Annotated in this window: 12 protein-coding genes and 1 tRNA gene; 6 read left to right on the top strand and 7 right to left on the bottom strand. The window is 61.1% G+C overall.

The features are described 5' to 3' along the window. Nucleotides 1–14: 14 nt before the first annotated feature. A complete protein-coding gene (locus tag BLU15_RS22180; protein WP_143034244.1) occupies nt 15–1,493 on the bottom strand; it encodes an ArnT family glycosyltransferase in 1,479 nt (492 codons plus the stop codon). Between the two features lie 431 nt (nt 1,494–1,924). On the opposite strand from BLU15_RS22180, the gene BLU15_RS22185 reads away from it, so the two are divergent. Continuing rightward, nucleotides 1,925–2,001 (top strand) — tRNA-Arg (locus BLU15_RS22185). 104 nt (nt 2,002–2,105) lie between these two features. Here BLU15_RS22185 and BLU15_RS22190 read toward each other — a convergent pair. The 6 genes from BLU15_RS22190 to BLU15_RS22215 form a co-directional block, all read right to left on the bottom strand. Next, entirely contained in the window at nt 2,106–2,738 is a 633-nt protein-coding gene (locus BLU15_RS22190) for a formyltransferase family protein (protein WP_090298141.1), read from the bottom strand. 452 nt (nt 2,739–3,190) lie between these two features. Further along, nucleotides 3,191–3,727 carry an OmpA family protein gene (locus BLU15_RS22195; protein ID WP_090298144.1) on the bottom strand — a complete coding sequence of 179 codons (537 nt, stop codon included), beginning with the start codon at nt 3,725–3,727 and terminating at the stop codon, nt 3,191–3,193. Nucleotides 3,728–3,740: 13 nt separating this feature from the next. Next, a complete protein-coding gene (locus BLU15_RS22200) occupies nt 3,741–4,418 on the bottom strand; it encodes a L,D-transpeptidase (RefSeq protein ID WP_034793947.1) in 678 nt (225 codons plus the stop codon). 260 nt (nt 4,419–4,678) lie between these two features. Further along, a complete protein-coding gene (locus BLU15_RS22205) occupies nt 4,679–4,993 on the bottom strand; it encodes a hypothetical protein (RefSeq protein WP_051659302.1) in 315 nt (104 codons plus the stop codon). Nucleotides 4,994–5,221: 228 nt separating this feature from the next. Beyond that, the gene (locus tag BLU15_RS22210) at nt 5,222–5,692 is read right to left on the bottom strand and encodes an aminoacyl-tRNA deacylase (RefSeq protein WP_034794215.1); all 471 of its coding nucleotides are present in this window, start codon (nt 5,690–5,692) and stop codon (nt 5,222–5,224) included. Nucleotides 5,693–5,756: 64 nt separating this feature from the next. Further along, a complete protein-coding gene (locus BLU15_RS22215) occupies nt 5,757–6,317 on the bottom strand; it encodes a dTDP-4-dehydrorhamnose 3,5-epimerase family protein (protein WP_034794218.1) in 561 nt (186 codons plus the stop codon). A 191-nt stretch (nt 6,318–6,508) separates the two neighbouring features. Here BLU15_RS22215 and BLU15_RS22220 point away from each other — a divergent pair, with 191 nt between their 5' ends. The 5 genes from BLU15_RS22220 to BLU15_RS22240 all read left to right on the top strand — a co-directional run bounded on the left by BLU15_RS22220 (nt 6,509) and on the right by BLU15_RS22240 (nt 11,295). Beyond that, nucleotides 6,509–7,261 (top strand): cephalosporin hydroxylase family protein, encoded by a 753-nt coding sequence (locus BLU15_RS22220; RefSeq protein ID WP_060518869.1) that lies wholly within the window; start codon nt 6,509–6,511, stop codon nt 7,259–7,261. A 94-nt stretch (nt 7,262–7,355) separates the two neighbouring features. Then, nucleotides 7,356–8,081 carry a WbqC family protein gene (locus BLU15_RS22225; protein WP_090298147.1) on the top strand — a complete coding sequence of 242 codons (726 nt, stop codon included), beginning with the start codon at nt 7,356–7,358 and terminating at the stop codon, nt 8,079–8,081. Beyond that, on the top strand, nt 8,078–8,935 hold the full coding sequence (locus BLU15_RS22230) for a phytanoyl-CoA dioxygenase family protein (protein WP_089045611.1): 858 nt from the start codon (nt 8,078–8,080) through the stop codon (nt 8,933–8,935). The genes BLU15_RS22225 and BLU15_RS22230 overlap by 4 nt, the downstream gene beginning before the upstream one ends. Further along, nucleotides 8,932–10,083, top strand: a complete 1,152-nt coding sequence (locus BLU15_RS22235; protein ID WP_090298151.1) for a class I SAM-dependent methyltransferase — start codon at nt 8,932–8,934, stop codon at nt 10,081–10,083. The genes BLU15_RS22230 and BLU15_RS22235 overlap by 4 nt, the downstream gene beginning before the upstream one ends. 102 nt (nt 10,084–10,185) lie before the next feature. Continuing rightward, entirely contained in the window at nt 10,186–11,295 is a 1,110-nt protein-coding gene (locus tag BLU15_RS22240) for a DegT/DnrJ/EryC1/StrS family aminotransferase (protein WP_090298154.1), read from the top strand. Nucleotides 11,296–11,339 lie beyond the last annotated feature (44 nt).

Raw genomic sequence — 11,339 nt, forward strand, 5'->3', positions numbered from 1 at the left:
CTGAGTCGGGACGCCTACGGCGCGCCGGTACTTGCCGTCTGGTAGATGCGACCGTCCCGCTCGGAGCGCACGAGCTTCAGCTTGGCGAGTTTGACGAGCTCTTTCTCCGTTACCAGGTAGAACCGCCAGTCGATCGCATCGACGAAGACGACATAGGCATTCTTCTGCGCCATATCCTCGCGAAACCGCTCTAGCTGTACGTCGAGCGACCCCGCGTCACTCTCAAGGCCGGTTCGCCTTTCGCTGTGGGAGGGGATCCAGTCCGTCGAGCGGCGCGTCAGGAAATTGAGCGGGTCGCACGCATTGGTGAAGATGACCGCATCTGCCGGCAACGCCCTGACGGCGCGCACGATCGGCGACGACTTCCAGGCCGTGCTCTGAAACCCCACCCCGTCACGGAAGGCCTCCGCCGTCTGGGCGGTGCTGCGCAGTCCGTGGATGGCGAGAAGGCAGAGCAGGATCAGCGCAAGCGAACGCCGGACGACAGGTGCTGCATCGACGCGACCGCAATAGTCCGCCGCCGCAATTACCAGAACGAAGATGATGGCGACATAGAAGGGAAGCGAGTAGCGCGAATTAAGCTGCAGGTTCGCCTCCACATGCACGGCGAGCACGACGAACAGCAGATAGAAATATCCAAACAGGCCGAAGATGAGGGTCATCAGATCGTGGTCGTCCGGCTGGCGTTCGGGCCAGTTTCGCTTCAGCGTCTGCACCAGAACAACCGTCGCCGCGACAAGCGCGAGAAGCAGCACCGGGATGCGGATCACCTGCGGCACCTGGCTCGGCAGGAGAAAGCTCGCCAGAAGCGACAGCCCGCCTAGCCAGCGATCGGCATCGGCATTGCCATAGAACCAGAGCGCGCGGCCAACCGACCGGCCGACAAGCAGCTTGCTGACGATCACCCAGGCGAGAAAGATACCGGCGCTACCAGCGAACAGGAGAACGACGTCGAGGAGCCTTTGGCGAAGGGATCGCGCCGAATTGTAGAAGAGCGCGATTGTGGCAAAGGCCGCCCCGACCGGAGGCGCCACGAAGCGAGCGAGCATGGCAAGCCCGACGCAGACAGACGAGGCAAGCAAGGGCCCCCGCCCTTCACCGCGCATATAGCGAATGAAGAAACGGATGGCGAGAAATGTCAGCGCAAGGAACAGCGCCTCCGACATCGCTATCGTGCTCGTCCAGAGGAATGTCGGATTGACGATGATCAAAAGCGTTCCGACGGTCACGAAGAACGGTTGATCCGGCAGTGCCGTCCTGAACAGCGAAAAGACGAGCCAGGTATTGAGAAGATAAAGCAGAAAGGCGATGCCGAGCGCGACATGCTCAAGCGCGAACCCAAGGGATCCCCCGGCACCCAGCATCCACGCGTAAAGCGGCGCGTCATAGGGCGTGCTGACGATCTGCATGTAACGCGTCGAATCCGGAAGGATGCCGATACCGTTCCAGGTGTTCAGCACGAAAAGCACGGCCGCGAGAGCAACAAGAAACATCAATGCGGGATCGGAGCGCAGCCTCTCCAACGCCGGTTCGCCGGTCGTGAGATATCGGTTGACCAAAACTTGCCCCCTCGCCTGAAAAAATTACGCGAGCACTGGGTACTGGAGCACTTGGTTACTGGAACGCTTGCCTACTTGAGCACTAGCACTTTAATTTAGAATTATCTTTAATGCAGAATTTATAACGCGCCGCCTTTCGTCGCAAGGACGTTCGCCTGACCAATTCTAGCTACATCGGGTGGGTGATCCCGTCAGATGGGTTGACCATCGCCCCGCGCCATTGCCCGAAGCGATGCGCCGCGACCACAACGCAAGCACAGGATGGCGGTTTCTACCACAATCTCTTGCAATGACCATTGAAGCGACGCGCAAGCTAGGCTAAGAACCGCTCACAGCCTGCTTCGGCGGCCCTGCCGCCAACGGATGCACCCGTAGCTCAGCTGGATAGAGTGTTGGATTCCGATTCCAAAGGTCACAGGTTCGAATCCTGTCGGGTGCGCCATTTTACGTCTTGAAATTGTTGATTGATAACGTGCCGTCTTCAAGATGCGAGAAGCGCTGGTTGATGGCAGGCAATCCGTACATGTCCGCGCCCTTCCGATTTTCCTAGACTACCGTTTCGGCCTCGAGTGCCTGCAATTCCCTGAAGGAAGCCATCCACCCCTCGGGAAGGCCGTGTGACGCGTTCACCGGCGTGTCGGGCGCTTTGATATGGATCGCTTGGTTAACCCAGACCAATCCGCAATAGACCTTCATGAGATATGCCCGCTTCTGCCAGCGCGAAAGCGGCCACTGAGGATCGGCACCGCAAGCGATCTGCGACACCAGTTCCCCACCGTCCACGCTCTGGTCGACGCGATGAAGCGAACAGCCGAGCAGGCGAGCCTTCGCTTCATAGGCGTCCTCCACGCCTCTCAACCCCTTGAACGCCGGCAAGGCTGCCGGATGGATGTTGAACGTATCGACGCTATCAAACAGTTCGCTCGAAACCAGACGGTCAAAGAACAGCAGTATATTGTTGACGCGCAGGTCTTGAAGGGCTGCGGCCACCTTGCTGGAAAACAGCTTCCTGTCTCGCTCTTCGATGCGGATGTGCTTCGCGTTGACGCGGCCGGCAACCACCTCCGCCCCACACCCTCTATCAGTGATCACCGTGAAATCGACGCCGTCGTGTCGAACAATGCGAGCCACCTGTTCAAACGCTGCCCCACCAGAAGATACAAGGACGGCGAGTTTCATGTCTTGCGCTCCGTAGATATTTTACCGCCCCGAGGAATGCCCCGACATGGCGCAGCTACCGCGTCGCACGTCTGGTGAGACGCTGAAAGCACTGTAGGTTTTCGAACTGCCACACTTTCCATCCGTGTGGATGCCATGAAAGGACGCATGACGCAGAGGCAGGCAGACGGAAGTATCAGATCACCCCCTGCTTTGAGAAGACTATGGCACTTGCGCTTCAACCGATTGATGCGGCGGCCGCCGTGCTCTGTCGTTCCGCGAAACACAGGGCAACATATTCGTCGACCGATGGGCCAACGAGAAAAGTACCGGGCTGCGCATAGCCACGCCCGCCCGTTGGTGGCTATGCGCCCTGGTCTTCTGTGCTGAACGACGCGCTGATGGCCAACACATGTAGTCCATTCCGCGTTGGCGGAAGCGACCGCCCACGGTCGTTGGAAGCCGCCGCCCGCTCAAGTCGCGTCGCGTTCCGTCCTGAGATTGGAGACGACGCGGCGGTTCTGGACCTTGCAGGAGCGCTCGGTGCAGTCGCGCACCTCGCGGTCGTTGCCGTAGCCTTTGGCCCACAAGCGATTGGGGTCCACACCCTTGGACACCAGATAGGCCATTACCGCATCGGCGCGTTTCTGAGACAGCGTTTCCATCTTGGAAACAGAGCCGCTGTCGTCGGAGAAGCCCTGTAGCTTGACCAGCCAGCGCGGGTTGCTGTTAAGCCAGATCGCCTGCTTGTCGAGTGTCGCCTTGGCGACGCTGTCGAGTGCGGAGGAATCCTGGGTGAAGTAGGTCCGGCGGCCGACATTGAGGATAAAGTCCTCTTCGGTACCGACCGATACGGTTTCGAAGCCGGGTGCCGGGTCGTCGGTTTTTCCGGTCATCGGCACGGCTGCGGGCTCTTCGACTGCGGCCATCTCGGTGGTGTTGCAGGAAGCAAACGTCAAGAGAATGGCGGCCGCGGAAAGCAGCCTCGTCAATCCGGTCATAGCGGGCATCGGGTGATATTCCTCATTCGACCGGAGTTGCGACCGGGGTTGCTTGGCTGACCTCGGGGGCCTTTTCGGCGATATGCGGCAGCACCTGCACCGCCGTGCCGATGGGGCAACGCTGGTAAAGGTCGATCGCATCCTCGTTGAACATGCGGATGCAGCCGCTGGAGGCATCCTTGCCGATGCTGCCCGGCTCCAGCGTGCCATGGAAGCGGTAACCGGTATCGACGCCGTCGCGCAGCAGGTACATGGCGCGGGGGCCGAGCGGATTTTTCGGCGAACCGCCCTCGACGAACTCAGGCAGTTCGGGGTGGCGCTCACGCATCTCCGGTGGCGGCGTCCAACGCGGCCACAGCGATTTCCTGTCGATCGTCGCCCGGCCGTACCATTTGAAACCCTCTTTCCCGACGCCGACGCCGTAGCGGATGGCCGTCTTGTTCTCCATGATCAAGTAGAGAAAGTGGTGCCTGGTATCGACGACGACGGTGCCGATCGGCTCGCTGCTGAAATACTTGACGACCTGGCGCTGCCATTTCCTGTCAATGTTGGCGAAATTGGTGCTCCGGTATGTCACGCCGTTGTCCACGGCCGGGCCGGAAAAATAGGCTGTCGCCTTTGCCAGTGCCGGGCTCTGAAGCGCATTGGCGCCAAGCAGCGCCAAACCACCAAGCATAGTCTCCCTGCGGGTCCACACCATCGGCAATATCCCCCGAAAGCCAATTAGCGAGGCTGCAGTAAATCAGATTTTTGAACTGCTACAACAGAAAATTCTCAAGCATCGATTCTTTCGCGACGACCGGACAATAGATTGGATCTTCTCGGCGTTCGTCGCAAACGAAAAGGCGGCAGACATCGCCAGCCCACCGCGGACGTGCCTTCGCCCGCCTCGCCGTTGCAACTGCGCGGCGCCGGCCGCGGCGCAAGCGTCAGCTGCGTTTACCGGCAATATGCGGCGAACTACTTGATATCGCGTGCCTGACCTGACGCCCTGAGCTCCGCGAGCGTCTTTCCAAGGCAACTCCCGCCGGCATCAGAGCCAACCGCCTTGGCCGCGCCGTCCAGAGTGATCGTACCGGCGAAGTTGTCAGAAGCCTGATAGGTTGCGGTTCCATCCGCCGTCACCTTGGACAAATAGAAGGCGTGCTGGGTGCCCTTGTATTCGCAGGCAACGGCAAACGGAAATTGATCGAACAGGACGCCTTCGGCACGTGCCGAGGTACCGAAGGACTGAACGCTGGTCGCAACCAGCAGCACTGCCAGAGACTTGGACATATTCGCAGAGCGTATGCGCACCATCGATCCCCCAACCCAGTTAGATAAAGGTATCCGTCGAGCGCGATGGTGCCGCCTAGCATGCGCTTTGACAAGCCCGACTGGCAGATTCAAGCACAGCAAATATCGACCAGCGGTTGGCCGCTCCTTCCCGCTTCAAGCGGATGGCGCCAAGGAACAGGCGGCAGGCGTCACGCCAGCGCAAACAAGATCGTTCTGAACGGCCAGTCACGCCGGATGGCTGAAGCGGGCGATCTGCGCGCCCCGCATCAGGTTGCGGAAATTCGCGCCGCTCATGTGCACCAGCGTCCGGTGATCGCCGCCTTCGAAATAGACGTCGCTGACATCGCCGAGGCTTTCGTCTAGCAGCACCGGCACGTCATAGGCCGAACCAACCGGCGGCACGGCGCCGATGTCGCAATCGGCAAAGAGATTGCAGACCTCCTCTTCCGAAGCGAGGCCGAGGCGGCGGTCCATTACGTCCTGCAGGGTCGAGAGTTCGACCCGGTGCGTGCTCGGCACGACGGCGAGCACGTAGCCCATTTCGTGGTGAACGACCACGGATTTGGCAAGCCGGCTGCCCGGCACATGCGCCGCCCGTGCCGTCTGGCTGGTGGTCGCGGTGCGGTGATGGTCGACGGTGTCATAGGCGACACCCGAACCGTCGATATAGTCCTGAAGTTTTCTGGCGATCGTCATCGTCGACACCCCTTCTCTCTCGTGGTGGCGCGGAGAGGTTATTGTCCTCCCATCCCTCACGAAGTCAACGACGGGCGGCGACGATCCTGTTCGGCAGCAAAGGGAGCGCCTGGTCGCGCGGCGACATTTGCGAGACCGGCAACGGCCAGGCGATCGCGAGCCCCGGATCGAGCGGGTTAAGCCCGCCTTCGGCCTCGGGCGCATAGGGCTTGTCGTGCAGATAAATCAGCTCGCAATCCTCGGTCAGCGTCTGGAACCCGTGGGCAAAACCGCCAGGGATCATCATCGAGCGACCATTGTCCGCACTCAGCACCTCCCCGTGCCATTGCAGATAGGTCGCAGAATCCGGCCGCAGGTCGACCGCCACATCGAAGACAGCGCCGGAAAGGCAGGAGACGAATTTCGCCTCGTCGTGCGGCGCCTGCTGGAAGTGCAGGCCGCGGATCGTGCCTGCTGCCTGCGTCAGGGTATGGTTGATCTGCGCGATCTTTCCATCGCCGCCGAAATCGGCCAGCGCCTCGCGACAGAAGAAGCGCGAGAAGAAACCGCGATCATCGCCCCTGCGTTGCCGCTCGACGACGATGAGACCCGCTATGGGTGTAGAAATTCGATCGAATCGCGACATGGTTCCTTCCGCCAGAGACCAAGGACTACCCGTCTTTTCGCCCTTAAGAAACCGGCCTTGACCGTATTTGCAATTGCCGACATGAAAGCGTTCACAGGAAAGCGTTGCGAATCGGCGAAAGCGCCAGGGATCGCGATTCGCGGTCGAGAGCGTATCCATAGGTTGTATCCGAAGAAGGGCATCAGACAGCAATGGCAGTGGAAGACGATCGTCTCGCATTCGAAGCCCACAAGACCGAAATGGCCCTTGCGCTCGGCAAGGATCAGGGCGCTTTCCAGCAGGCACACGACACTGTGGTAGCGCTCGACAAGTACGACTACTCCTATCTCTGGTCCTTCATGGGCGTGCCGATCATACAGATGCCGGCTGACGTCATGGCGACCCAGGAAGTCATCTGGAACACGAAGCCGGACATCATCATCGAGACGGGCGTTGCCCGCGGCGGCTCGATGATCTTCATGGCCGCAATGCTGCAACTGATCGGCAAAGGCAAAGTCATCGGCGTCGATATCGATATCCGCGCCCACAATCGTGACTCGATCGAAAACCACCCGATGTCCTCGCGCATCACGCTGATCGAGGGGCCGTCGACGACGGCCGAAACGCTGGCGAGGGTCGCGGCCGAAATCCCAGAGGGTGCTTCGGTCATGGTGGTACTCGACAGCGACCACAGCCGTGATCACGTGCTGGACGAATTGCGGAACTACGGACCTCTGGTGACCGAAGGGCAATATCTCGTGGTCGCCGACACGCTGCTTGGCTATGGCGACGCGTCTCAGACACCTACGAAGCGCTCGAAAATCTGGCATCCGGGCGATGAGCCCTACGCCGCGCTCAACGCCTACCTCAAGGAAACGGATCGCTTCGAAACGGACCCGGTTCTCAACGGCAAGCTTGTGCTTTCGAGCTCCCCCGGAGGCTATCTGAAGTGCGTGCGCAACTAGGAACCGGAGATATCCCAAGCGCGCTGTTCGAGGGTCCTTGCCACGACACGGATGGAGACCTCGACACCATCTTCGCGCCGGACGAGCCCCACGTATGACCGCCGTCGTCATCTCCCAGCCGATGCTTTTTCCCTGGCCGGGCTTTTTCGAACAACTGGCGCTTGCCGACGGCTACATCTACCTCGACGATGCCCAATTCTCGAAAGGCAGCTTCACCAATCGCATCCAACTCCTGAAAGGCAACGATCGTTGCTGGATGACGATACCGCTTGCGGGAAAAGGAAGCTTCCAGAAGATCCAGGATCTTTCGGCGACCGCCGACAACTGGCGCGCCAGCCATCGCTCGTTGCTGCGCCAGTCGCTTGATGGCGCGCCCTACATCGATGACGCGCTGGCAATCTTAGACGAGGTCTACGCCAACGACGGCCTATGTGATCTTCTGATTGCGAGCACCGAGGTCCCGGCCCGCTATCTCGGCATCGGCTTCGAACGCATCATCCGGCGCTCCTGCGACATGGCTTCGAATGGAACGTCCTGGCAGCGCGTGCTCGACCTGGTGCTTGAGGCGAACGGAACGCGCTATCTGACCGGACACGGCGCTGCCAACTATCTCGATCATCAGGCCTTCGAGGCTGCCGGTGTTTACGTCGAATACATGAATTACAGCTGCACGCCGTGGCCCCAGCCCCGCGAAACCTTCACGCCTTATGTTTCCGTCCTGGACCTCATTGCGCGCACTGGGCCCGATGCGCGCAAGCATTTGTTACCAAAAACCATTTCGTGGCGGGAATTCCTGAAGGAGGAAGCAAGCGTATCATGAAGAACGGCACCATCATTTCCGAAAGCGCGCGCCAGGAATTCGAGACCAAGGGTTATCACGTCGTACCCGGCTTCTACGACATTCAGTCAGAGATTGCCCCGATCCACGAAGGCATCCGCCAGACCCTCGAACTGATCTGCAACAAGTACGGCGTCGACGCCCCGACCGACACGGCGCACGAGGCGATGACGATCGCCTATCGCAAGCTGATTGCGGTCAATCGCTCCTGGGGCGGTGAAGTCTATGATGCGATAAAGCAGATTCCTGCCTTCATGCGGCTCGTCAGCTCGGCTGCCAACGACGAGGTCTTTAAGGCACTTCGGCCCGGCAGCATCCCGGGCATCGCAGCTGGCGGCTACGGCATGCGCATCGACAATCCCGGCGAAGAAAAGTTCCGCGCGCAATGGCATCAAGAATTCCCCTCGCAACTGCGCAGTGTCGACGGCATCGTTTTCTGGACGCCGCTTTTGCCGGTCACCGAAGACATGGGTCCGGTCCAGATTGCCGAGGGGTCGCAGGCCGAAGGTCTCGTTCCGGTCTATGAAGACGACGCCGGCGCTGGCAAGACCGGCGCCTATGCGTTGCATCTTCACAAGGGTGAAGAGCGACTTGCCCGCTACAAACACGTTGCTCCCTTGAGCAGGCCCGGCGATCTGATCCTGATGGACTTCCTGACCTTGCATCAGTCGGGTCACAACGTTTCGCAGACGCCGCGGTGGAGCATCCAGTTCCGCTATTTCAACTACGCCGAGCCGCTCGGCATCCGCATCGGCTGGAAGGGCTCGTTCGCCGCAGGCGTAAAGTTCGCCGAGGTTCTGCCGGAGCTGGTTGCACCGCAGGGAGAATTGGCATGACGAACTGCCGTGTGTGCGGCGGCCACATTGGCGCACCGACCTACGACGTGCCCGCGCCGGCGCTGACCTCGATCATGACGCTGCTCGACGTACCGACACGCGTCTTCGTCTGCGGCGCTTGTGGACATGCCCAAAGCGACGATATTCCCGATATCCAAGCCTTCTACGACACCGGCTACCGGATCTCGCTGACCAGCGAAAATCATGATCAGATCTTCGCGGTCGCAACCGATGGCACGATCACCTATCGCACCGATCACCAGGCCGCACTGGCGCTGCGGTTGCTCGATCTGCCCGAGGGCGCCTCAATCCTCGACTATGGTGCAGCAAAGGCAGTGACACTGCGCAAGATGGTTGCGAACCGCAGCGACTTGCGTCCGCACGTCTTCGACGTCAGTGCCGATTATGCGGCCGCCTGGCAGGGCTGGGTGCCGGAAGCGGCCCAGGCCACCTACGCCGCGCCCGAAGGCTGGCAGAACAAGTTCGACGCCGTCATGAGCCACTTCGTCATCGAGCACGTGGCCGATCCCGTCGGCTTCATGCGCGACGTGCGCAACCTCCTGCGGCCGGGCGGCAGCTTCCTGTTTTCCATGCCCGATGTCGCCGGCAACCCGGGCGACATGGCCGTCGCCGATCACGTCAACCATTTCAGCGAAGCCTCGCTTGCCCATGCCCTGGCAAGCGTCGGGTTCGAACTGCAGGTGATCGACTCGACCTCGTTCCCTGGCGCCTTCTTCGTCGTTGCAAAGCGCGCGGAAGCGACCGTCGAGGCCGCCCACACGTCGAAATCCGCCGCCGATGCGGCCAAGGAAGCCCGCGACATCTGCGCCTTCTGGGATCGGGCGTCGGAAACGCTCGCGAGCGGGGCAGATCGCTACGCCAAGCGCAAGGTCGCGATCTACGGCGCCGGTTTCTACGGAAGCTGGATCTACTGCCGGATCGGCCAGGCCGTCGATGTCGTGGCATTCCTCGACCGCAACGAGAACATGAAGGGCGCCACCCATTTCGGCATCCCGGTGCTTTCGCCTGAGGACCTGCCAGCGGAAGCCGAAGCACTGTTCATCGGTCTCAACCCGCTGAAGGCCCGCGCTGCGATTGCCGCGCAACCCTGGCTGCAGCGGCCTGGGCTCGACCACGTCTGGCTCTGACAAGAGCACACAGCAAGAAGCCGGAGCGGGACGAAATCTCGACAAAATCCCGCCCGGCATCCACGCCCCTTTCGAACTCCCGGTTCTCACCAAGCGCTCCCCATGAAACCCCGCATCCTCTACACCAAACCTTCGATCACCGACCGTGAAGTGACCTATGCGACCGATGCGGCGGCCAATGGCTGGGGCGAGCGCTGCTACGACTACATCAACCGCTTCGAGGCGGCCTTCGCCGCGCATCTCGGCACGACGCACGCGATCTCGACATCGAGCTGCACCGGCGCGCTGCACATGGGGCTTGCGGCACTCGGCGTCGGAGCCGGCGACGAAGTGATCCTTGCGGACACCAACTGGACGGCGTCTGCCGCGCCGATCGTTCACCTCGGCGCAAAACCGGTCTTCGTCGACGTGCTTGCCGACAGCTGGTGCATCGACCCGGAAAAGGCGGAGGCAGCGATCACGCCAAGAACCAGGGCGATCCTTGCGGTTCACATCTACGGCAATCTCTGCGACATGGACCGGTTGCTTGAGATCGGCGCCCGGCACGGCATTCCTGTTGTCGAGGATGCGGCCGAAGCGCTCGGATCCGAGTGGCGCGGCCGCAAGGCCGGATCGCTTGGTGCCTTCGGCGCCTTCTCCTTCCACGGCACCAAGACTGTGACGACGGGCGAAGGCGGCATGTTCGTCACCAGCGACGAGACGCTCTACGAAAAGGTGCTGACGCTCTCCAATCACGGCCGCGCCCGCGGGCAAAAAAAGCAGTTCTGGCCGGACGAGATCGGCTTCAAATACAAGATGTCGAACCTGCAGGCCGCCGTCGGCCTCGCGCAGATCGAGCGCGTCGGCGAGCTGGTCGATCGCAAGCGAGAAATCTTCTACGCCTATCGCGAGCAGCTTGCAGGCGTGAACGCCATTGCCATGAACCCAGAGCCGGAGGGAACGAAGAACGGCTTCTGGATGCCGACCGTCGTCTTTGCGCCGGAAACCGGCGTCACCCGGGAGGCTTTGCAGAACGCCTTTGCGGCCGAGAACATCGACGCCCGTGTCTTTTTCTGGCCGCTGAGTTCGTTGCCGCCCTTTGACGAGGTGCCAGCGAACACCGTGGCCTATGACCTGCCCGGCCGCGCGATCAACCTGCCGAGCTATCACGACATGACATGCGACGAGATCGGCCGCGTGGTCGAGGTCCTGCGGGGCTGCCTCGCCGCCTGAGAGCAGGCGCGCGCAGACCACCTCCGCGCAAGGTCGCCAGGATA

The organism is Ensifer sp. YR511, from assembly GCF_900103045.1.
GTDB lineage: Bacteria > Pseudomonadota > Alphaproteobacteria > Rhizobiales > Rhizobiaceae > Ensifer > Ensifer adhaerens.